This is a genomic window from Saccharothrix sp. NPDC042600, from assembly GCF_040647305.1.
Lineage (GTDB): Bacteria > Actinomycetota > Actinomycetes > Mycobacteriales > Pseudonocardiaceae > Actinosynnema > Actinosynnema mutabilis.
The window spans coordinates 64590-85523 of the sequence record NZ_JBEZBW010000024.1 but is presented as its reverse complement, the minus strand read 5'-3'; the positions used below and the strand labels follow the sequence as shown (position 1 = coordinate 85523).

The 20934-nt window shown below is 72.4% G+C and carries 22 protein-coding genes; 8 read left to right on the top strand and 14 right to left on the bottom strand.

Annotated elements, in window-relative coordinates; translation table 11 throughout:
* Positions 1–58: 58 nt before the first annotated feature.
* The 8 genes from AB0A74_RS17775 to AB0A74_RS17740 form a co-directional block, all read right to left on the bottom strand.
* Positions 59–928, bottom strand: a complete 870-nt coding sequence (locus tag AB0A74_RS17775) for a YegS/Rv2252/BmrU family lipid kinase (protein ID WP_358250609.1) — start codon at positions 926–928, stop codon at positions 59–61.
* A complete protein-coding gene (tatC, locus tag AB0A74_RS17770; protein WP_358250629.1) occupies positions 925–1824 on the bottom strand; it encodes a twin-arginine translocase subunit TatC in 900 nt (299 codons plus the stop codon). Before tatC ends, AB0A74_RS17775 begins: the two co-directional genes overlap by 4 nt.
* Before the next feature lie 101 nt (positions 1825–1925).
* Positions 1926–2258, bottom strand: coding sequence for a Sec-independent protein translocase subunit TatA (gene tatA, locus AB0A74_RS17765; protein ID WP_358250607.1), 333 nt, complete (start codon positions 2256–2258; stop codon positions 1926–1928).
* Positions 2251–2517 carry a bacteriophage holin gene (locus tag AB0A74_RS17760; RefSeq protein ID WP_358250605.1) on the bottom strand — a complete coding sequence of 89 codons (267 nt, stop codon included), beginning with the start codon at positions 2515–2517 and terminating at the stop codon, positions 2251–2253. The genes tatA and AB0A74_RS17760 overlap by 8 nt, the downstream gene beginning before the upstream one ends.
* A gap of 18 nt (positions 2518–2535) precedes the next feature.
* Positions 2536–3507, bottom strand: a complete 972-nt coding sequence (locus AB0A74_RS17755; RefSeq protein WP_358250603.1) for a YafY family protein — start codon at positions 3505–3507, stop codon at positions 2536–2538.
* Entirely contained in the window at positions 3504–4487 is a 984-nt protein-coding gene (locus AB0A74_RS17750) for a WYL domain-containing protein (protein WP_343932129.1), read from the bottom strand. The genes AB0A74_RS17755 and AB0A74_RS17750 overlap by 4 nt, the downstream gene beginning before the upstream one ends.
* A 70-nt stretch (positions 4488–4557) precedes the next feature.
* Positions 4558–5406, bottom strand: a complete 849-nt coding sequence (locus AB0A74_RS17745) for an alpha/beta hydrolase (protein WP_358250601.1) — start codon at positions 5404–5406, stop codon at positions 4558–4560.
* 38 nt (positions 5407–5444) lie between these two features.
* The gene (locus AB0A74_RS17740; RefSeq protein ID WP_358250599.1) at positions 5445–5972 is read right to left on the bottom strand and encodes a heme-binding protein; all 528 of its coding nucleotides are present in this window, start codon (positions 5970–5972) and stop codon (positions 5445–5447) included.
* A gap of 132 nt (positions 5973–6104) precedes the next feature.
* On the opposite strand from AB0A74_RS17740, the gene AB0A74_RS17735 reads away from it, so the two are divergent.
* A complete protein-coding gene (locus AB0A74_RS17735; protein WP_358250597.1) occupies positions 6105–7094 on the top strand; it encodes a sensor histidine kinase in 990 nt (329 codons plus the stop codon).
* Entirely contained in the window at positions 7091–7720 is a 630-nt protein-coding gene (locus AB0A74_RS17730) for a response regulator transcription factor (protein WP_358250595.1), read from the top strand. The genes AB0A74_RS17735 and AB0A74_RS17730 overlap by 4 nt, the downstream gene beginning before the upstream one ends.
* A gap of 9 nt (positions 7721–7729) precedes the next feature.
* On the opposite strand, the gene AB0A74_RS17725 is transcribed toward AB0A74_RS17730, so the two are convergent.
* From AB0A74_RS17725 to pafA, 4 genes are all read right to left on the bottom strand, one after another.
* Positions 7730–8608 carry an SRPBCC domain-containing protein gene (locus AB0A74_RS17725; protein ID WP_358250593.1) on the bottom strand — a complete coding sequence of 293 codons (879 nt, stop codon included), beginning with the start codon at positions 8606–8608 and terminating at the stop codon, positions 7730–7732.
* Positions 8601–9167 carry a helix-turn-helix domain-containing protein gene (locus AB0A74_RS17720; RefSeq protein ID WP_358250591.1) on the bottom strand — a complete coding sequence of 189 codons (567 nt, stop codon included), beginning with the start codon at positions 9165–9167 and terminating at the stop codon, positions 8601–8603. The genes AB0A74_RS17725 and AB0A74_RS17720 overlap by 8 nt, the downstream gene beginning before the upstream one ends.
* 75 nt (positions 9168–9242) lie before the next feature.
* Positions 9243–10265 (bottom strand): oxidoreductase, encoded by a 1023-nt coding sequence (locus AB0A74_RS17715; RefSeq protein ID WP_358250589.1) that lies wholly within the window; start codon positions 10263–10265, stop codon positions 9243–9245.
* 41 nt (positions 10266–10306) lie between these two features.
* Positions 10307–11665, bottom strand: coding sequence for a Pup--protein ligase (gene pafA / locus AB0A74_RS17710; RefSeq protein ID WP_121219152.1), 1359 nt, complete (start codon positions 11663–11665; stop codon positions 10307–10309).
* Between the two features lie 116 nt (positions 11666–11781).
* Here pafA and AB0A74_RS17705 point away from each other — a divergent pair, with 116 nt between their 5' ends.
* The 6 genes from AB0A74_RS17705 to AB0A74_RS17680 all read left to right on the top strand — a co-directional run bounded on the left by AB0A74_RS17705 (position 11782) and on the right by AB0A74_RS17680 (position 18788).
* The gene (locus tag AB0A74_RS17705) at positions 11782–13170 is read left to right on the top strand and encodes a phosphatase PAP2 family protein (RefSeq protein ID WP_358250627.1); all 1389 of its coding nucleotides are present in this window, start codon (positions 11782–11784) and stop codon (positions 13168–13170) included.
* Positions 13171–13216: 46 nt separating this feature from the next.
* A complete protein-coding gene (locus AB0A74_RS17700) occupies positions 13217–14113 on the top strand; it encodes a helix-turn-helix domain-containing GNAT family N-acetyltransferase (protein ID WP_358250587.1) in 897 nt (298 codons plus the stop codon).
* A gap of 48 nt (positions 14114–14161) precedes the next feature.
* Positions 14162–14923, top strand: a complete 762-nt coding sequence (locus tag AB0A74_RS17695) for an IclR family transcriptional regulator (protein WP_358250585.1) — start codon at positions 14162–14164, stop codon at positions 14921–14923.
* A 103-nt stretch (positions 14924–15026) separates the two neighbouring features.
* Positions 15027–15737 carry an MIP/aquaporin family protein gene (locus AB0A74_RS17690; protein ID WP_358250583.1) on the top strand — a complete coding sequence of 237 codons (711 nt, stop codon included), beginning with the start codon at positions 15027–15029 and terminating at the stop codon, positions 15735–15737.
* Between the two features lie 38 nt (positions 15738–15775).
* Positions 15776–17254 (top strand): glycerol kinase GlpK, encoded by a 1479-nt coding sequence (gene glpK / locus AB0A74_RS17685; RefSeq protein ID WP_358250581.1) that lies wholly within the window; start codon positions 15776–15778, stop codon positions 17252–17254.
* A complete protein-coding gene (locus AB0A74_RS17680) occupies positions 17247–18788 on the top strand; it encodes a glycerol-3-phosphate dehydrogenase/oxidase (RefSeq protein WP_358250579.1) in 1542 nt (513 codons plus the stop codon). The genes glpK and AB0A74_RS17680 overlap by 8 nt, the downstream gene beginning before the upstream one ends.
* A 428-nt stretch (positions 18789–19216) precedes the next feature.
* Here AB0A74_RS17680 and prcA read toward each other — a convergent pair whose 3' ends face one another.
* A complete protein-coding gene (prcA, locus tag AB0A74_RS17675) occupies positions 19217–20008 on the bottom strand; it encodes a proteasome subunit alpha (protein ID WP_358250577.1) in 792 nt (263 codons plus the stop codon).
* A 40-nt stretch (positions 20009–20048) separates the two neighbouring features.
* Positions 20049–20900, bottom strand: coding sequence for a proteasome subunit beta (prcB, locus tag AB0A74_RS17670; RefSeq protein ID WP_358250575.1), 852 nt, complete (start codon positions 20898–20900; stop codon positions 20049–20051).
* Positions 20901–20934: the final 34 nt, after the last annotated feature.

Genomic DNA, 20934 nt, shown 5'->3' with positions numbered 1-20934 from the left:
AAGGCTGTCACATGGCACCGACAAAAGCTCCGTTCTTCGCCCCGGCCACGTCACCGGTCTACCGGCTCACCGCCGTCAACGCCCCTGACCTGCAGGAAACCTCCAACGGCAGCCCGTGCACGCGCTCGCCGTCCGCGTACCCGACCCACCCGGGCCCGGCCACGCGCACCGACTTCGCCCGCAGCGTCCGCACCGCCGGGTGCTCGACGTGGCGCCCGGTCCGCAGCGTCGGCAGCATGCGCAGCAACGTCCGCCGGGGTGCCGCGGTCACCACCGTCACGTCGAACAACCCGTCCGCCGGGTCGGCGTCCGGGCACACCGGGATGCCGCCGCCATAGCTGGTGGTGTTGCCCACCGCGACCAGCAGCGCGTCCAGTTCCAGCGTCGAGTCCTCGGTCTCCACCACCAGCGGCTCGGGCCGCAGGGCCGCGAGTTCGGCCAGGATGGCCAGGTCGTACCGGCGGGGGCCGGCGGGCCAGCGCATGGCGTTCGCGCGCTCGTTCACCGCCGAGTCGAAGCCCGCGCACAGCACGGTCGCGAACCACGTCCCGTTCCCGACGCGCCCGAGGTCCAGCGCCCGCCGCGACCCGTCGCACAAAGCGCCGACCACGTCGTCCACCGACAGCGTGCCCAGCGCCGTGGCCAGGTCGTTCCCGGTTCCGGCGGGCACCACGGCCAACGCCGTGGACGTCCCGGCGCACGCCTGGACGCCCAGGTGCGCGCCGCCGTCACCGCCCAGCACCACGAGCACGTCCACGCCGTCCTCGACGGCCCGGCGCGCGAGCGCGGAGGTCCCCTCGGCCGAGGAGGCGACGTGCAGGTCCAGCGAGTCCACGGCGGTGCGCAGCCGGGAAGCCACCGTGCCCGCCATGCGGGCGGCACGGCCCTTGCCCGAAGCCGGGCAGACCAGGAGGGCGGCGCGGGTCATGTGGCGTCGTCGTAGCGGACGCGGTGCGGCTCCTTGGGGGCCACCGACTCCACGGGCGCCTCGGCACCGTCCACCGCCGACGGCGTGTAGTCGAACGGTGACGCTTCGTCGTCAGCCAGTTCGTCCCAGCCCTCGGCCTTGCGCTTGCGCGCGGCGCGCTTGTCGTGGATCCGCGCGATCTGGATGGCCAGTTCGAACAGCAGCGTCAACGCCACCGCCAGCGCGACCATCGACACCGGGTCCGTGCCCGGGGTCGCGATCGCGGCGAAGATGAACAGCCCGAAGGTGATGCCGCGCCGCCACCGCCGCAGCTTGTCGTAGGTCAGCACGCCGACCTGGTTGAGCATCACCACGATCAGCGGCAGCTCGAAGCTCACGCCGAAGATCAGCAGCAGCGCCAGCACGAAGTCGATGTAGTCCCCGCCGGACAGCGCCGTGAGGAACTGGCTGTCGCCGAAGCCCACCAGCACCGTCAGGCCCTGCGGCACCACGTAGAACGCCAGCACCGCGCCCAGCACGAACAGCACCGAGGCGCAGAACACGAACACCAGCGCGAACTTGCGCTCCTTGGCGTACAGGCCGGGCGCGATGAACCGCCACACCTGGTACAGCCACAGCGGGGCGGTGATCGCCATGCCCGCCGCCGCGCCGACCTTCAGCTGGATCATGAAGGCCTCGAACGGCTTGGTCTGCAACAGCTGGCAGTTGCCGTTCTGGTTGAACCGGTCGGTCACCGGGATGCCGCAGTACGGCGAGATGACCACCTGGCCCAGGCTGGGCAGCCCGAAGATGTTCCAGCCCCACCAGAAGAAGCCGAAGATCGCGCCGAGCGCGATGAACAGCAGTGCCAAGCCGAGGCGGTGCCGGAGGTCGTAGAGGTGGTCCTTCAACGACATCGTGCCGTCGGGGTTGGCCCGACGGCTCCTCAGCTTGCGGCGCTCCCGGAGCTGCGCCCACCGGGACGGACTTGCCCCCACCGTGCGGACCGTCCTTCTGGCTAGTTCTGCTTGTTCTGGAGGTTCTGCGGGCTCTGCTCGATCGGCTGCGCGACCTGCGGCTGCGGCTGCGCCGGCTGGGCGACCTGCTGCGGCTGCGCGACCGGCTGCTGCACGACCGGCTGCGGCTGCGCGGGCGGCAGCTGCTGCGGGGCGGCCTGCTGCGACGGGGTGTCCTGCGGCTGGTCGTCGTCGCGCAGGCCCTTGGTCTCGGCCTTGAGGATCTTGGCCGAGCGGCCCAGCGAGCGCGCCATGTCGGGCAGCTTCTTCGCCCCGAACAGCAGGATGATCACCACGGCGATGATGATCAGCTCAGTAGCTCCGAGGTTACCCACGGTGGTCCTCCTGTCTGCCCCGGTCCGTCGATGGTACGCGGGGGTTGCCCTGACGGGCCCGGTCCGGACGCCGTTCGGCGAAGGCCACCCCGAGCGCGGCGAACCGCGCCCGCAGCAGACCGACGCCGTCGCCGACCCTGTCGCCCACCAGAGTGCTTGCGGCGCGGAAGCGGCGCAAGGATCCGACCAGTTTGGCCACGAGAACGATCAAAAGGACCATTCCGACCAGGATCAACACCAGGCTCGGCAAGTACGGCACCGCACCACCGTATAGGGCCTAGGTTGCCGGGAGGTGATCCGCCCGGCGCAACGCGGCGTCGGCCTGGCGGACGACCGCCTCGACCAGGTCCGGGGGCTGCTCGACGTGCACCTCGCCGCCCAGACCGAGCAGCAGGCGGACCATCCACGCGGTGTCGGCGTAGCGCATGAGCACCCGCGCGCGACCGTCCTCCAGCTCGGTGAGCGAGTCCACCGGGTAGTACTCGGCGACCCACCGGGCGTCGGGTTCGAGCACCAGCACGGCGGTGCGCTGCGACGGGTCCGGGCGGAACAACCCCTCCGAGGTGTCGGTGGGCGTGGCGTGCGGCGGCGGGGACGCGGGCTCGTCGAGGACCTGCACGCCGTCGACGCGGTCGAGCCGGAACAGCCGCACGTCGTCGGCGAGCCGGCACCACGCCTCCAGGTAGCTGCGGCCCTCGACCAGCAGCACCCGCATCGGGTCCACGACCCGGTCGGTGACCTCGTCGCGTGACGGCGTGTAGTAGCGCAGGCGCAGGGCACGCCCGCGGCGGACGCCGTCGGACACCGCGTCGCGCACGACGGCCGTCTCCGGGGCTTCCCGCATCGCGAGGCCCACGGCGACCCCGGCGGGCTGGGCCTGCCCGACCGCGGCCTCGATCTTGGCCACGGCCCGCTGCACGGCGTCCTTGTCCACCACGCCGGGCGTCTCGGCCAGCGCGCGCAGCGCCACCAGCAGCGCGGTGGCCTCGGCGGCGGTCAGCCGCAGCGGGCGGCTCATGCCCGCGTCGAAGGTGACCGTGACGGTCTCGCCCTCGAAGGACAGGTCGATCAGGTCGCCGGGCCCGTAGCCGGGCAGGCCGCACATCCACAGCAGTTCGAGGTCCTTGCGCAGCTGGCGCGGGGTGACCTCGAAGTCGGCGGCGGCCTCCTCGATGGGGATGCCGGGCCGGGCGAGCAGGTAGGGCACGAGGGCCAGCAGCCGGGGCAGCCGGTCGGCGGAGGCGTTCACGCCCGGACCCCCGCACCGCGCAGCGCGCCGACGAGCTTCTCCCGCACCGTCTTGGCCAGGACCTCGGGCTCCAGGACCAGCACGTCCGCGCCGAACCCGGCGATCCAGGCCGCCGCCGAGTCGGGGAACCTCAGGTCGATCTCCAGCACGTCACCGGCCACGCCGTCCAGCTCCCGCTCCCCCACGACCCGCGCGCGCCGGCGCACGCCCTGCGCCCTGCCCCGCGCCACCCACAGCTTCGCCGTGGCCACGGCCTGGGTGGACGGCTCGCTGCGCTTGACGAAGCTGAGCAGGTCCACCTCCGCGGGCCGGTCCACCACGCCGGGCTTGCCCACCGCCCGCACGTCCCCGACGATCCGGGACAGCCGGAAGCAGCGCGGCGCGCGCCGGTCGCGGTCGTGGCCGACCAGGTACCAGCGGCCCCGCCAGGCCACCACGCCCCACGGCTCGACGGTGCGGGTGCGCACCTCGACGGGGGTGAGCTTGCGGTAGTCGAACTCCACCACGCGGCCCTCCTGCACGGCGGCCAGCAGCGGCGGGAACGCGGGCTCGGTGGTGCGCACCTTCGGCTCGACGGCGGTGTGCACCTCGTGGTCGACGTCCACGCCGGCCGCGCGCAGCTTGATCAGCGCGCCGTGGGCCGCGCCGGTGAGCTGCGGCGAGTCCCACAGCCGGGCGGCCAGCGCGACCGCCGCCGCCTCGTCGGGCTCCAGGTCCACGTCGCCCAGCTCGTAGTCGCGGCGGGCGATGCGGTACCCGTCGGTGTTGTCGAACTCGGCGCTGCGCCCGATCTCCAGGGGCACGCCCAGGTCCCGCAGCTCGGTCTTGTCGCGTTCGAACATGCGGAAGAACGCCTCGTCCGTGGCGGCGTCGGAATAGCCGGGGACGATGGCGCGGATGCGCTCGGCGGTCAGGTACTGCCGGGTGGAGAGCAGACACAGCACCAGGTTGACGAGCCGTTCGGCACGTGCGATGGCCACCGGTGAACCCTAACCCCGTCCGAACACCTCATGACGCACCTCCCCACCCCAAGTCGACTGAATGGTCCATTCAGCCGCTTGTGAAGAACGCCCGCAGCTCCGCCGCGAGCTCCTCCGGGACGTCCTCGGCCAGGTGGTGCCCGGACCGCAACCCCCGCCCGCGCGGCTCGGGCGTCCAGTCGCGCCACACCTCCAGCACGTCGCCGTACAGCTCGGGCAGGTCGTCGCCCTCGGCCCACAGCACCAGCACGGGGCACTCGATCTTGACGCCCGCGGCCAGGTCGGCGTCGTCGTGCGCGCGGTCGATGCCCAGGCCGGCCCGGTAGTCCTCGACCATGCAGTGGACGGTCGCCGGGTCGTGCATCGCGGCCAGGGTGTCCTCGTCGAGGTCCTTCCCGCGGGTCCGGTACCAGGCGTCCGGGTCGGCGTTGATCACCCGTTCGGGCACCTCGGGCTGGGCGAGGAAGAACCAGTGCCACCAACTGCGGGCGAACTCGGCTCCGCAGCGGGCCAGGGCGGAGCCGATGGGGACGACGTCCAGCGCGGCCAGGTGGGTGACCCGGTCGGGGTGGTCCAGGGCGAGCCGGGTGGCGACGTACCCGCCGCGGTCGTGCCCGACCACGGCGAACCGCTCGTGCCCCAGCTCGCGCATCAGCACGGCCATGTCCGCCGCCATCGCCCGCTTGGAGTACGGCTCGTGGTCGGGCGTGGTGGGCGGCTTGGAGGAGCGGCCGTACCCGCGCAGGTCCGGGCACACCACGGTGTGGTGCTCGGCCAGCAGCGGCGCGACGTGCCGCCACGTCGTGTGGGTGCGCGGGTGGCCGTGCAGCAGCAGGACGGGCGGGCCGGAGCCGCCGTGTCGCACCCGCAGCTCCGCCCCGCCCGTGTCGATCGTCGTCAGCGTGAAGTCCGGGAACACATCCGGTCCCCTACCCCGCGCGCCGGTCGATCAACCCCTCACAGCCCGATCGCCGCCAGGCCCGCCTTGGCGAACTTCTCGTCCAGGTCGCCGCTGGGCGCGCCGCCCACGCCGATGCCCGCGATGACCGCGCCCTCGGCCCGCACCGGCACGCCGCCGGCCAGGAACAGCGTCCCCGGCATGTCGCGCAGGGTCGCGCCCGCGCCGGTCACCCGGCCGGCCAGCTCGGAGGTCGGCGCGCCGAAGGACGCCGACGTGAACGCCTTGCGCTTGGCCGACTCCTCGGTCTGCGGGCCCGCGCCGTCGCCGTGCAGCAGCACCACCAGGTCGCCGCCCCGGTCCACGACCGCGACCGTCACCCGCTGGCCCTCGGCCTCGGCCGCGTCCAGGGCCGCCCGCGCCGCCTGCACGGCCGCGTCGATCGTCACGGCCTTGGTGGTCCGCACCACGTCCACGCCGCCCTTGCCCGCCTGCCGCTGCTCCTGCCCGCCCTGCTCGGCGATCGCGTAGCCGCCCGCGCCGGCGATGCTCAGCGCCACCAGCACGGCCACCGTCGTCTTCCGCATCGGTTCTCCCTCGCTCGAAGTCGTCCCCAACCCTCCCCGCCGGGCGGACCGGTGACCTGGTGGTTCCGGTTGAACCGCGGTTCAACCCATCGGTTGACCCGCGACGCGGCGCGCCGGCCTACCGTCGGCGGCGTGTGGCTGCACCGGGCGATGCACGCGGGGTTCTACGTGCTGTTGGCGGCGTCGGCGGCGCGGTACGTCGCGTACCACGGCGTCGATCCCGTCGTGCTGGGCGTGGCCGTGGCGCTGGGCGCGGCCTACCCCGCCGGGGTGCGGTGGACGCGGTGGCTGGCCGTGGTGCTGGCGACGTGGCTGGTGCTGGTGTGGCTCGCGCCGAGCTTCGGGTGGTGCGCGATCCCGCTGTTCTTCCAGTGCCTGCGCCAGCTGCGGCCCCGCCTGGCGGTGCCGATCGCGGGCGTGCTGACCGTGGCGGTGGTGTTGGCGCAGGTCAGGTTGGCCGACGTGGTGGACCCGAGCCTGATCCTGGGGCCGGTGGGGGTCGCGGTGATCACGGCCGCGGTGTTCTTCGACCGCCGCCGGCTCATCCACGAGGCCGGGGTGCTGCAGGAGCGGCAGCGGCTGGCGCGGGAGATCCACGACACCCTGGCCCAGGGCCTGTCCAGCATCAACCTGCTGCTGGAGCTGGGCGACACGCGGCGCGCGGCGGACGTGGCGCGGGAGAACCTGGCCGAGGCGCGGCGGTTCGTGCGGGACCTGTCGCCGTTGCAGGGCCGGTCGCTGGAGGACGCGCTGCGCGGGCTGTGCGACCGGGTCGAGGTGCACGGCGAGCCGTACCCGTTGACCGTGCAGACCGAGGTGGCGCTGCTGCGGGTGGCGCAGGGCGCGCTGGCCAACGTCCGGGAGCACGCGGACGCCGCCACCGTCGTGGTGACCCTGTCCTACCTGGACGACGCCGTGGCGCTGGACGTCCGCGACGACGGCCGGGGCTTCGACCCGGCGGCGACGACCCCGCGCGAGGGCCGGGGCTACGGTCTGACCTCCATCCGCGGGCGGATCGCCGAGCTGGGCGGCACGCTGTCGGTGGAGAGCGCGCCGGGCGAGGGCACGGCGCTGGCGGTCACGGTACCGACGAGGACGACGGGCACGACGGGGTCGCGATGACGTTGCGGGTGCTGGTGGTGGACGACCACCCGGTGGTCCGGTTCGGGCTGGCCGGGCTGCTGGAACGCGACTTCGAGGTGGTGGCGCAGGCCGCGACCGGCGAGGACGCGGTCCGCCACGCCGCCGAGCTGGAGCCGGACGTGGTGCTGATGGACCTCCAGCTCGGGGCGGGCATCGACGGCGTCGAGGCCACCAAGCGCATCCGCGCGCTGCCCGACCCGCCCGAGGTGGTCGTGCTGACCACGTACGACTCCGACGCCGACGTGGTCCGCGCGGTCGAGGCGGGCGCCACCGGCTACCTGCTCAAGGACGCCCCGCCCGACCAGCTCGCCGACGCCGTCCGCCGGGCCGCGCGGGGCGAGACCGTGCTGTCGCCCGACATCGCCCGCCGCCTGATGCGCACGGTGCGCGACCCGGCGCCGGCGTTGAGCAAGCGGGAGGTGGAGATCCTGGACCACCTGGCGCGCGGCCTGTCCAACCGGGAGATCGCCAAGGCCCTGTTCATCAGCGAGGCGACGGTGAAGACCCACCTGGTGCGGATCTTCGACAAGCTCGGCGTGGAGACCAGGACGGCGGCCGTGACGACCGCCGTCGAGCGCAAGCTGATCCGCCTCACCCGCCCGTGAGCACCCCGCTCACTCGCCGGTGAGCATCCCCTCGGGCAGGCCGGGCACCTCGGGCTGCAGCCAGATCGGCCGCCAGTCGGGCAGTTCCAGGTAGCGGCGCAGCTCGGCCACGCCGGACAGCCAGCCCAGCCACGCCCCGTACGGGGTGCGCCCGTCCACGAACCCGCTCTGCACGAACGTCAAGGTGGTCCTGCCGCCGGACTCGGCCAGCTCCCACGTGCTGACGACGTCGTCGCCCCAGTCGACGGTCATGCGCTCGTTCTCGGCCAGGTCGAGCACCTTGCCCGGCTGCGGGTTGTTCTCCAGGCCGCCCATCGCGACCCGGCCGCCGACCCAGGCCTCGATGTCGATCTTCGCGCCGAACCACTTGGAGTACTCCTCCGCGTCCACCAACGCCCGGTAGACGGCCTCCTTCGAGGCGGCGATCCCGACCGCGGCGCGCATGTCGGTGGTGGTGAAGTCGGCCTTGGGGGTCAGGTCGCGGCCTTCGAGGTGCTCGGCGAGGTTGGCGAGGTTCAGCGCCCAGTAGGTGTAGAGCCAGCCCAGCACGCCGGTCTCCTGAACGGCCTCGGCCCAGCCGGGGAAGTGGCTCTGGGACACCGTGACGACGGTCCCGGCCTCGTCGGCGGCCAGGGTGAACTCCACGGTGGTGTCCTGGCCGCCGACGTGCCAGGTGAAGCGCAGGGACTTGTCGTCCACGTGCTCCAGGGTCTGGCGCGGCGCGTCGCCCTCGGGCGTGAACCGCCCCCAGAACGCGTACCGGTGGGGCAGGTCCACCTCGGCGTGCTCGGCCAGCCACACGCGCAGTTCGTCGGCGGAGGTCAGGGCCCGGTGCACGCGCTCGACCGGGGCGTCGACGCGGGCGCGCAGGGTGACGGTCTCACTCATCTTCGGTCTCCTCGGGTGGGGTCGGGTAGCAGGCCACGGCCAGCCGGAAGGCGTCGCCCTCCGCGCCGCCGTAGCGGCTGAACAGGTCTTGCAGGGTCGTCCTCAGCTCGGCGAAGAACTCCCCCCGCCGCTCGGGCCGCACCCGGATCTCCCCGGACACGCCCAGCGACGGCAGCTCCGGCCGCGACCGGTCGAGCGCGGCGACGTCGGCCTGCACCTGCTCGGCGAGGTCGACCAGGTACCCCAGGCTGAGCTCGTCCCGGGCGCGCCGCAGCCCGAGCCGCCCGACCAGCGCCGGCGACAGCCAGTAGGCGCGGGCGGCGGCCTGGTAGAGCCCTTCGTGGACGCCCCGGACCTTCCGCTCCGACACCTGCGTCACCAGGCCGGCCTCGACCAGCCGTTTGACGTGGTAGTGGACCCGCTGGGGCGTCTGGTCGAGCACGGCGGCCACCTCGGTGCACGACTTCGGCTCGGCCAACAGCCGCAGCACCTCGACCCGCTGCGGCTTGAGCAGCGCCTCGGCCTGCTCGATCTCTTCCAGGTACAGGACGTCTCTCATCGCAAAAACAACTTTGAACGTTCAGCAGATTTTTGTCAATGGGCCGGCACGAGGACAGCCGCCACGGTCACCGGATCATCCCCTGGTCAGCACCCCTACCCGGCCCTTCTCACCGGCCGCCCAGCACATGCCCGCGCAGTCCACGGTGTCGAAGCTGCCGTCGTCGAACTTCCGCCAGGTCCGCCCACCATCCCGGCTCACATCGCTCCCGGCCGGCCCCACCGCGATCACCGACGACCCGTGCCACGCCAGCCCCGACCGGTACCCGACCGGCCCGCTCACGCTCGACCACGTCCGCCCGCCATCCCGCGAACGAGCCAGGTTCGCCACCGCGCCCGTCGGGTTCGCGTAGTCCCCACCGATGGCCAGCCCGTGCCGCGGGTCCCGGAACGCCACCGCGAACACCCCCGCCGACGGCGAGCTGAGCAGCGGCGTGTCGGCCACCGTCCACCGCCACCCGCCGTCCGACGAGTGCAGCACCCGCGCCGACGCCCCGCCGCCGGTCGCGATCCACGCGTCCCGGCCGCCCGAGGTCGCCACGCACTGCCCGCTCGCGGCGAACCCGGCCTCCCCGGCCAGGGCCGGCGGGAAGTTCGACGCGGGCACCTGCGACCACGTCCGACCGCCGTCGAACGTCCGCTGCACCCGGAACTCCCCGTCCACCGGGTCGCTCATCGCCAGCCCGCGCCACCGGTCGAAGAACGCCACGCAGTCGTAGAACGCCGCCGGGTCGGTGTTGCGGAACGTCTCGGTCCAGGAAGCTCCGCCATCGACCGTCCGGTAGATCCGCGACGACTCCCCCGGCCCGATCGACAGCACGACCGCGTGCCGCGCGTCGAACGCCTGGATGTCCCGGAACTGCAGGTCAGCGGTCCCCGGAGGCCCGACCGACGCCCAGGTGGCACCGCCGTCGACCGTCCGCAGCACGGTCCCCGCGCTGCCACTGACCCACGCCACCCGGGGCGACACCGCCGACAGGCCGCGCAACCGGGCGTCCACCCCGGTCGGGCGCGGCTCCCACCCCGAGGAGGACGCGCCGGCCGGGGTGGCCACCAGCAGCGACGCCGCCACGGCGGCGACAAGCAGAAGGCTCTTCATGAGGTGTGAGCCTCACGAAGAGCCTTCCGGGTCCGCTAGGGCTAGAGGGAGGAGATCAGCCGCTCCACCCGCTCGTCCACCGCGCGGAACGGGTCCTTGCACAGCACGGTCCGCTGCGCCTGGTCGTTGAGCTTGAGGTGCACCCAGTCGACGGTGAAGTCGCGGCCCGCGGCCTGCGCGGCGGCGATGAAGTCACCGCGCAGCTTGGCCCGCGTGGTCTGCGGCGGGGTGTCCTTGGCGGCCTCGATCTCGCCGTCGTCGGTCACCCGGTCCACCTGCCCCTTGCGCTGGAGCAGGTCGAAGATGCCCCGGCCGCGCCGGATGTCGTGGTAGGCGAGGTCGAGCTGGGCGATGCGCGGGTTGGACAGGTCCATGTCGTGCTTGGCCTGGTAGCGCTCCATCAAGCGGTACTTGATGGCCCAGTCGATCTCGCGGTCGATCTTGGACAGGTCCTCCGCCTCGACCGCGTCCAGCGTGCGGCCCCACAGCTCCAGCACGCGCTCGGCCATCGGGTCCGGCGCCCGCTTGGCCACGTGCTCGACGGCCCGCTCGTAGTACTCGCGCTGGATGTCCAGCGCCGAGGCCTCCTTGCCGCCCGCCAGGCGCACCGTGCGCCGCCCGGTCAGGTCGTGGCTGATCTCGCGGATGGCCCGGATCGGGTTGTCCAGGCTGAAGTCGCGGAACTGGACGCCCTGCTCGATCATCTCCAGGACCAGGTTCGCGCTGCCCACCTTGAGCAGCGTGGTCACCTCGGACATGTTCGAGTCGCCGACGATCACGTGCAGGCGGCGGTACCGCTCGGCGTCGGCGTGCGGCTCGTCGCGGGTGTTGATGATCGGTCGGGACCGGGTCGTGGCACTGGACACCCCCTCCCAGATGTGCTCGGCGCGCTGGGACAGGCAGTACACGGCGCCGCGCGGGGTCTGGAGCACCTTGCCCGCGCCGCAGATGAGCTGCCTGGTCACCAGGAACGGCAGCAGCACGTCGGCGATCCGCGAGAACTCCCCGGCCCGGGCGACCAGGTAGTTCTCGTGGCAGCCGTACGAGTTGCCGGCCGAGTCGGTGTTGTTCTTGAACAGGAAGATGTCGCCCCCGATGCCCTCGTCGGCGAGCCTGCGCTCGGCGTCGACGAGCAGGTCTTCGAGGATTCGTTCGCCGGCCTTGTCGTGCGTCACCAGTTGGGCGAGGTCGTCGCACTCCGCTGTCGCGTACTCGGGGTGCGACCCCACGTCCAGGTAGAGCCGAGAGCCGTTGCGCAGGAACACGTTCGAGGAACGGCCCCACGAGACGACCCGGCGGAACAGATACCGCGCGACCTCATCCGGGGACAGCCTGCGCTGCCCGTGGAAGGTGCAGGTCACCCCGAACTCAGTCTCAATGCCGAAGATCCGCCGCTGCATCCCTCAACAGTAGGCGCATTCAGCCGTTTCCTCAGTGATCCAATCGGGCGGCGCGCGGTTTGCGCGGATAACGTTCTCGTGTGCTCCGACGAGTGAACCGCCTGGACGAGGCCCTGATGAGGCACAGCGGGCGGCTGCCCGCGTCCCCCCTCGATCGGGGGATGAAAAAACTCTCGAAGGCCGCCAACCACAGCGTCCTGTGGCTTTGCGTGGCCGGCGTGCTCGCGCTGCGCAAGGGCCGGCCGCGGCGGTCGGGCCTGCGCGGGGTGGCCTCGATCGCGGGGGCGAGCTTCAGCGCGAGCCTGGTCGCCAAGCGCCTGTTCCCCCGCCGCAGGCCGGCCGCCGAGCTGCTGCCGGTGCACCGCCGGCTGACCAAGCGGCCCACGTCGTCGTCGTTCCCGTCCGGGCACGCGGCGTCGGCGGCGGCGTTCACCACGGCGGTCGCGATGGAGTCGCCCGCGCTGGGCGCGGTGGTCGCGCCGGTCGCGGCGGCGGTGGCGTACTCGCGGGTGCACACCGGGGTGCACTGGCCGTCCGACGTGGCGGCGGGCGCCCTGATCGGGACCGGCGCGGCCCTGCTGACCAGGCGTTGGTGGCCGATCGGGCAGACCGAGGCGGCCTCGGCGCGCGAGCACCACGCCCTGGAGCAGCTCATCGACGGCGAGGGCCTGGTCGTGGTGGTCAACCCGGCGTCGGGCTTCGGCGGCGACCCGTCGGAGGACATCGCGCGGACCTGGCCCAAGGCCCGCGTGGTGGAGGTGGACGAGCTGGACACGGTGGTGGCCGACCACGGCCCGCGCGCCCTGGGTGTCGCGGGCGGGGACGGGACGGTCGCGGCGGTGGCGGCCGTGGCGGCGGCGAACCGGTTGCCGCTGGTGCTGATCCCGGCCGGGACGCTGAACCACTTCGCCCGCGACGTGGGCGCGACCGGCCTGGAGGACGCGGCGCGGGCCGTGGCCGCCGGGGACGGCGTGCTGGTCGACCTGGCGGCGGTGACGGTGGACGGCGAGGGTCCGCGCTGGTTCGTCAACACGGCGTCGCTGGGCGGCTACCCGGACATGGTGCGGCTGCGCGACAAGCTGCAGGACCGCTGGGGCAAGTGGCCGGCGGCGGCGATCGCGCTGTTCAAGGTGCTGCGCACGTCCCGGCCGCTGCGCGTGGAGCTCAACGGCGAGCGGCACCTGGTGTGGATGCTGTTCGTCGGCAACGGCCCGTACCGGCCCAAGGGGTTCGCGCCGACCATGCGCCCGGCGTTGGACCGGGGGTTGATGGACGTGCGGTACATCCGCGCGGACACCCGGTTCTCGCGGGCGCGGTTCTTCCTCGGGGCGCTGCTGGGGTCGCTGAACCAGAGTCGCACCTACAAGCACCTGGAGACGCGTTGGCTGGACGTGCGGGTGCTGGACGGTTCGGTCGCGATCGCCACGGACGGCGAGGTCGGGCCCACCGGTTCGACGTTCCAGTTCCGCGCGCGTCCGGCGGCGCTGGCCATCTACCGGTCGTGACCGCTATCGTTTGACTCAGTCAACGGTTCTGTTGAGGGAGTCAACGATGACGGTCGCGGACGTCCGGGCGTTCAACCGCTTCTACACCGGCGTGATCGGCATCCTCGACAACGCCTACCTCGACTCGCCGTACTCGCTGACCGAGGTGCGGGTGCTGTTCGAGCTGTCCGCCGGCACCGCCGAGACGGCCGCGCTGCGCACCGGGCTGGGCCTGGACGCGGGCTACCTCAGCCGCATCCTGGCCCGGTTCGACCGCGAGGGCCTGATCTCCCGGTCACCCTCCCCCGACGACGCCCGCCGCCAGGTCGTCGGCCTGACCGACACCGGCCGGGACGTGCTGACCGACCTCGACGCCCGCTCGAACGCCGAGATCGGCGCGCTCCTCGACCGCGTCCCGCCCGCCGACCACGCGGCCCTGGTCGGGGCGATGCGACGCGTCCAGCGCCTGCTCACCGGTGCCGACCGGGCGTACCTGCTGCGCCCGTTGCGGCCCGGCGACCTGGGCTGGGTCGTGCACCGGCACGGGGTCCGCTACGCGGAGGAGCACGGCTACGACTGGACGTTCGAGGCGCTGGTCGCGCGGGTCGTCGCGGACTACGTCGAGCACCACGACCCGCACCGGGAGGCGGCGTGGATCGCCGAGGTGGACGGCGAGCCGGCCGGGTCGATCTTCTGCGTGCGGGCGGCCGAGGACACCGCCCAACTGCGCCTGCTGCTGGTCGAACCGCAGGCCCGGGGCCTGGGCATCGGCAAGCGCCTGGTCGAGGAGTGCGTCCGCTTCGCCCGCCGCGCCGGGTACCGGCGGATCGTGCTGGAGACGGTGTCGGACGTGGCGGTGGCGCGGGGCATCTACCAGCGCGCGGGCTTCACGCCGGTCGCGGAGAAGCCGGTCCGCAAGTGGGGCGCGGACGTGGTCGAGGAGACCTGGGCGCTCGACCTGTGACGCGCGCCAATTCGACATGGTCGAACGGCTTGGCGCTACAGTGATCTCGTGCCCGGTCCGATCCAGTCCATCGAACGGGCAGCCGCGGTGCTGCGGCTGCTCGCCAGTGGCGCGCGTCGGATGGGGGTCGGCGAACTCGCCCGGGCCCTTGAGCTGCCCAAACCCACCGTGCACGGCATCCTGCGCACGTTGCAGCTGGTCGGGTTCGTCGAGCAGAGCCCCGACACGGGCAAGTACCAGCTCGGCGCGGCGCTGTTCCACATCGGCTCCAGTTACCTCGACGGCAACGAGCTGCGCACCCGCGCGCTGAACTGGTCGGACTCGCTGGCCGCCCGCAGCATGGAGAGCGTCCGCATCGGCACGCTGCACGAGGGCCAGGTGCTGGTCGTGCACCACGTCTTCCGCCCGGACAACTCCCGGCAGGTCCTCGAAGTCGGCGCCCTGCTGCCCGCGCACGCGTGCGCGATGGGCAAGGTGCTGCTCGCCAACGACCCCGTGGGCCATGTGGACGACGAGCCGCTGAAGGCGTTCACCAACGCCACGATCACCGACCTCGACCGGCTCAGCGACGCGTTGGAGCAGGTCAGGCAGCGTGGCTGGGCGTGTGACGTGGAGGAGTTGGTCGAGGGCGAGGTGTCGCTCGCGGCGCCCATCCGCGACCGGCGGGCGGTGACGGTCGGCGCGGTGGGGATCTCCGGCCCGATCGAGCGGCTGTGCGACGCCGACCGGCAGCCGCGCACCGAGCTCGTCTCCTACGTCCGTGAGGCCGCGCGGTCCATCTCGCGCGAGCTCGGTGCCATCCCCTGGTAAATCGGTCGTTTCCGGAGGGTTGACATCTTGTGAGCGTCGGCACAGGATTCACGCGCACCGTACGACATTGTCGAACGGCATTCAGGCCAGAGAGGGCGCGCGGATGACCAACCAGTCGATCTTCATCGGGGAGTTCCTGGGCACCGCCCTGCTGTTGCTCCTGGGCAACGGCGTGGTGGCGGGTGTGGTGTTGGCGAAGTCGAAGTCCACCGGAGCCGGCTGGGTGGTGATCACGTTCGGCTGGGGCTTCGCCGTGCTGGCGGCGGCCTACGCGACCGCGCCCCTGTCCGGCGCGCACCTCAACCCGGCGGTCACGCTGGGGCTCGCGATCCACTCGGGTGACTGGGCCACCGTGCCGCTCTACCTGGTCGCCCAGTTCCTCGGCGCGTTCGTCGGCGCCGTCCTGTGCTACCTGGCCTACCTCGGCCAGTTCCGCGCCAACGAGGGCGAGGTGCTCGGGATCTTCTCCACCGGTCCCGAGATCCGCAACACGGTGCAGAACCTGCTCACCGAGATCATCGCGACGTTCGTGCTGGTCTTCGTCATCCTGGCCACCGGCCAGACCAAGGGCCTGTCCACCTCGGGCACCGGCGTGCTGATCGTCGCGCTGCTCGTGGTCGGCATCGGCATGTCCCTCGGCGGCCCCACCGGGTACGCCATCAACCCCGCGCGCGACCTCGGTCCCCGCATCGCGCACGCCGTCCTGCCGATCCCCGGAAAGGGTGGATCGGACTGGGGATACGCCTGGATCCCCGTCGTTGGTCCGCTGATCGGTGGAGCATTTGCCGGTCTGGTCGACATCGCCGTCTTCTGAGGAGCAACCCCGTGAGCACTTACTCCGCCAAATCTTTCGTGGCCGCAATCGACCAGGGCACCACGTCCTCCCGCTGCATCGTCTTCGACCACGGCGGCGGCATCGTCTCCGTGGCGCAGAAGGAGCACCGGCAGATCTTCCCCAAGCCCGGCTGGGTCGAGCACGACGCCGAGGAGATCTGGGCCAACGTGCTGGACGTGGTGCACGGCGCGCTCCAGAAGGCGTCGCTGACCGTCCACGACCTCGCCGCGGTCGGCATCACCAACCAGCGCGAGACCACCGTCGTGTGGGACAAGGCGACCGGCGTCCCGGTGCACAACGCGATCGTCTGGCAGGACACCCGCACCGACCAGCTGGTCAAGGAACTCGGTGAGCAGAACCGGTTCCGCGACAAGTGCGGCCTGCCGCTGGCCACCTACTTCTCCGGCCCCAAGGTCCGCTGGCTGCTCGACCACGTCGACGGCCTGCGCGAGCGCGCCGAGAAGGGCGAGGTGCTGTTCGGCACCATCGACACCTGGCTGATCTGGAAGCTCACCGGCCGGCACGTCACCGACGTGACCAACGCCAGCCGCACCATGCTGATGAACCTCGAAACGCTCGACTGGGACGACGAACTGGTCGACGCGATCGGCGTGCCGCGCGCGATGCTGCCCGAGATCCGCTCCTCCGCCGAGGTCTACGGCCACGCGACCGGCACCCTGGAGGGCGTCCCGGTGGCCTCCGCGCTGGGCGACCAGCAGGCGGCGCTGTTCGGCCAGACCTGCTACTCGCCCGGCGAGGGCAAGTGCACCTACGGCACCGGCAGCTTCCTGCTCGTCAACACCGGTGACAAGCCGATCCTGTCGCAGAACGGCCTGCTCACCACGGTCGGCTACAAGATCGGCGACCAGCCCGCGTCCTACGCGCTGGAGGGCGCGATCGCGGTGACCGGCGCGCTGGTGCAGTGGTTCCGCGACAAGATGGGCCTGATCTCCTCCGCCCCCGAGATCGAGACGCTGGCCCGGTCGGTCGAGGACAACGGCGGCGCGTACTTCGTGCCCGCCTTCTCCGGCCTGTTCGCGCCGCACTGGCGCTCCGACGCGCGCGGCGTCATCGCCGGCCTGACCGGCTACATCGACAAGGGCCACATCGCGCGCGCCGTGCTGGAGGCCACCGCGTGGCAGACCCGCGAGGTCGTGGACGCGATGAACGCCGACTCCGGCGTGGAGCTGACGACGCTGAAGGTCGACGGCGGCATGACCGCCAACAACCTGCTCATGGGTTTCCTGGCCGACGTCCTGGACGTGCCCGTGGTGCGCCCGATCATCGCCGAGACCACCTGCCTGGGCGCCGCGTACGCGGCCGGTCTGGCGGTCGGCTACTGGTCGGACACCGAGTCGCTGCGGGAGAACTGGCACAAGGCCGCCGAGTGGCTGCCGTCCATGGACGCCAAGACCAGGGACAAGGGATACCGCAAGTGGAAGAAGGCGGTCGAGCGGACCGTCGGCTGGATTGACGAGGACGACAACGATGAGTGAGCAACGGGCCAGGGCACGCGAGGCGCTGGGACACGGCGCCTTCGACCTGGTCGTGATCGGTGGTGGTGCCCTGGGCATCGCCACGACGTGGGCGGCGGCCCGGTCGGGTCTGCGGGTCGCGCTGGTCGAGGCCGGTGACTTCGCCGGCGCCACCTCCAGCGCGTCGTCCAAGCTCGTGCACGGCGGGTTGCGCTACCTGGCCATGGGGCCGAGCGCGGTGCCGATGGTGCGTGAGAACCACGCCGAACGGCGAGCGCTGGGTGACCGGCTCGCGCCGCACCTGGTCCGGCCGCTGCCGTTCCTGGTGCCGGTGTACCGGGGCGGGCCGCACTCGCGGCCCGTCCTGGGCGCGGGCGTGGTGCTGTACTCGGCGTTGTCCGGGTTCGGCGACGGCATGGGCAAGGTGCTGTCGGCGCGGCGGGCGCAGGAGTACGTCCCGCAGATCCGGACCGAGGGGTTGCGCGGCGCGGCCCTGTACTACGACCACCAGATGAACGACAGCCGCGTGGCCATCACCGCCGCGCGCGCCGCGGCCGAGGCCGGCGCGGTGCTCCTGAACCACGTCGAGGTGGTCGGCCTGCGCAAGCGCGGCTCCCTCGTCTCCGGCGTGGAACTCCGCGATCGTCTCGACGGCTCGTCCTTCGGCGTGGACGCGACGGTGGTCGTCAACGCGACCGGCCCGTGGCTGGACAAGCTGCGCCGCATGGAGGACCCGACGGCCGCGCCGAGCATCCGCCTGTCCAAGGGCGCGCACCTGGTGCTGAAGACCGACACGCCGTGGCGTGCGGCGATGACCATCCCGGTGGACGACGTGCGGGTGTCGTTCGCGATCCCGTGGGAGGGTCAGCTCCTGCTGGGGACCACGGACGAGGCGTACGAGGGCGACCCGGCCGACGTGGCGTGCTCGGAGCAGGACATCGCCCAGATCCTGGGCGAGGCGTCCACCGGCATCCGGTCCGAGGCCCTGGACCGCTCGAAGCTGGCGTACACGTTCGCCGGTCTGCGGGTGCTCCCGGGCGGGGCGGGCGACACCAGCCACGCCAAGCGCGAAACGGTGATCACGGCCGGCCGCGGCGGCATGATCAGCGTCGCCGGCGGCAAGTGGACGACGTTCCGCCGCATCGGCGGCTCCGTCCTGGCCCGCGTGGGCGAGGCCCTGGGCCGCGACCTGAGCCACGCCTTCGACGGCGTCCCGTCGGCCCTGCCGGGCGCGGCCCTCCCCGACCGCGTGGGCGCGGTCCTGGAACGCGAACTCCCGACCCTGCCCGACGACGTGGTCAGGCACCTGGCCACGCACTACGGGACCGTCAGCCACGAGGTCCTGGCCCTGGCCCTGGAGGACCCGACCCTCCTGGACCGCGTCCACCCGGACGGCCCGGACATCTGGGCCCAGGTGGCCCACGCGAGCCGCTACGAGTGGGCCACGGAGGTCGACGACGTCCTCCGCCGCCGGACCACGGTCGTGGTCCGGGGCCTGGACACGCCGTCGGTGCGGGAACGCACCGGCGAACTGCTGGCCCAGGCGACCGCCTGACCTACGACCCGCATACGGGAGGTCCGGCTGCGGCGCCGGACCTCCCGTCCGTGCGTGCGGGCGCGGGCCGGGATGCGGGACAAGCGCCCCCCGGCTCGGCGTGGGTTCGGCGGCCCGGCGCGGGCCCGGCGACTCGGCGCGCGCCCGGCGGCTTGGCGTCGGCTTGGGTTCGGCGGCTCGGCGTGGCCGGCGGGTGGTGCGGCGGCTTCGGCGGGAGCGTCGGTTCGAACCGGACGTCGTCCTGGGCCCGGGGTCTTCGTCGGCGCGTGGCTCGATGGGGGCAGCCGCGCCGCGCTCCTTTGTCACTGCGACGCGCGAGGTGGTCGAAACGGTGTTACAGAACCATCACTCCTTCGGGTGATTCGTCCGGGAGAGGTGAAGGCCCCCGGAGATCGGGGGCCTTCACCGGGTCTCGCTCGAACCGCGCGCTACTTCTCGTCGTCGTTCGGCGGCAGCTGCACGTCGGTCACCGGCTTCTTCTTGCCCCCGCCCTTGGCGGGCGCGGCCGGGGCCGCCTCCGACGGGAGGAGCGGGGTCAGGGCGGCGCCCTTGATGCGGCGGAAGGCTCGGCGGGGGCGGTTGCGTTCCAGGACCGCCACCTCCAGTTTCGGCTGGTCGAGCAGGTCGGGCTTGCCGTTGCCGGTGCTGGTGCTGCCCGTGCTCAGGGCCTTCACCGCGACCTGCACGGCCTCGGCCAGCGGCAGGTTCTCCGCGTAGGCGTTCTTCAGGGCGTTGCCGGTCGCCTCGGCCTGGCCGCCCATCACGACGTACTGCGGCTCCTCCACGATCGAACCGTCGTAGGTCAGGCGGTACAGGGTGTCCTCGTCCGGCTCCGTGCCGACCTCGGCCACGCAGATCTCCACCTCCAGCGGCTTGATCTGCTCGCTGAACACCGAGCCCAGGGTCTGCGCGTACACGTTGGCCAGCGACCGGCCCGTCACGTCGCGCGGGTCGTTCTGGTAGCCCCGGATGTCGGCGAACCGGATGCCCGCCTGGCGCAGGTTCTCGAACTCGCTGTACCGGCCCACGGCCGCGAAGCCGATCCGGTCGTAGATCTCGGAGACCTTGTGGAGGGTCGAGGACGGGTTCTCCGCCACGAACAGGACGCCGTCGGCGTAGCGCAGCACGACCACGCTGCGGCCACGGGCGATGCCTTTCCGGGCGTACTCCGAGCGGTCCCGGAGGATCTGCTCGGGTGAGGCGTACAACGGCAGGGTCACTGCTGCGGCTCCTACAAGCTCGGCGGATGGGACGGGGTGCTCAGCCGGTGGGGCTGGAGCGGCGGCCCTCGACGACCGCCTCGGCGTGCGCGGCGGTCTCCGCGTCGGACAGTTGCACCGCGCCCTCGGCGCCCGTGATCGTCACGACCACCGGGTAGATCTTCCGGATCACGTCCGGCCCGCCGGTGCCGGAGTCGTCGTCGGCCGCGTCGTAGAGCGACTCGACCGCGGTGCGCACGGCCGCCTCGGCCTCCGCGTCCGGGTTGTAGAGCTTCTTCAACGACGACTTGGCGAACACCGAGCCCGACCCGACGGCCGCGTAGCCCTGCGTCTCCTCGTACCGGCCGCCGGTCACGTCGTAGGACACGATCCGGCCGGCGCGCTCGGGGTCGGGCGCGTCGGTGTCGAAGCCCGCGAACAGCGGCACGACCGCCAGGCCCGCCAGCGCCGCGTCGAGGTTGCCCTTGATCATCGCCGAGAGCCGGTTGGCCTTGCCGTCCAGCGACAGCGAGACGCCCTCGATCTTCTCGTAGTGCCGCAGCTCGACCGCGAAGAGCCGGACGATCTCGACCGCGATGCCCGCCGTGCCCGCGATGCCCACCGCCGAGTAGTCGTCGGTGACGAAGACCTTCTTCATGTCGCGCTGGGCGATCATGTTGCCCATCGTGGCGCGCCGGTCGCCCGCGATCACCACGCCGCCCTTGAACGTCAGCGCCACGATCGTGGTGCCGTGCGGCGCCTGCACGACCGAGCCCTCCGGGTAGTGCCGCGCGGACGGCAGCAGTTCGGGGGCTTGGGCGCGCAGGAAGTCGGTGAACGACGACGACCCCGGCCGGAGGTAGGCCGGGGGCAGCGACGCGGCCGGGTAGTGCCCGGTCGAGCTGTGGTCCATAGGTGCGTTTTTCTCCTAGATCCGCAGGTGGCTG

Bases quoted from the DNA above. Each gene is read 5' to 3' on its own strand.
- AB0A74_RS17775 (WP_358250609.1), bottom strand. From the start codon at position 928: ATGACCCGCGCCGCCCTCCTGGTCTGCCCGGCTTCGGGCAAGGGCCGT.
- tatC (WP_358250629.1), bottom strand. From the start codon at position 1,824: ATGTCGTTGAAGGACCACCTCTACGACCTCCGGCACCGCCTCGGCTTG.
- AB0A74_RS17740 (WP_358250599.1), bottom strand. From the start codon at position 5,972: ATGCGGAAGACGACGGTGGCCGTGCTGGTGGCGCTGAGCATCGCCGGC.
- AB0A74_RS17730 (WP_358250595.1), top strand. From the start codon at position 7,091: ATGACGTTGCGGGTGCTGGTGGTGGACGACCACCCGGTGGTCCGGTTC.
- AB0A74_RS17725 (WP_358250593.1), bottom strand. From the start codon at position 8,608: ATGAGTGAGACCGTCACCCTGCGCGCCCGCGTCGACGCCCCGGTCGAG.
- AB0A74_RS17720 (WP_358250591.1), bottom strand. From the start codon at position 9,167: ATGAGAGACGTCCTGTACCTGGAAGAGATCGAGCAGGCCGAGGCGCTG.
- AB0A74_RS17715 (WP_358250589.1), bottom strand. From the start codon at position 10,265: ATGAAGAGCCTTCTGCTTGTCGCCGCCGTGGCGGCGTCGCTGCTGGTG.
- pafA (WP_121219152.1), bottom strand. From the start codon at position 11,665: ATGCAGCGGCGGATCTTCGGCATTGAGACTGAGTTCGGGGTGACCTGC.
- AB0A74_RS17705 (WP_358250627.1), top strand. From the start codon at position 11,782: ATGAGGCACAGCGGGCGGCTGCCCGCGTCCCCCCTCGATCGGGGGATG.
- AB0A74_RS17700 (WP_358250587.1), top strand. From the start codon at position 13,217: ATGACGGTCGCGGACGTCCGGGCGTTCAACCGCTTCTACACCGGCGTG.
- AB0A74_RS17690 (WP_358250583.1), top strand. From the start codon at position 15,027: ATGACCAACCAGTCGATCTTCATCGGGGAGTTCCTGGGCACCGCCCTG.
- AB0A74_RS17680 (WP_358250579.1), top strand. From the start codon at position 17,247: ATGAGTGAGCAACGGGCCAGGGCACGCGAGGCGCTGGGACACGGCGCC.
- prcB (WP_358250575.1), bottom strand. From the start codon at position 20,900: ATGGACCACAGCTCGACCGGGCACTACCCGGCCGCGTCGCTGCCCCCG.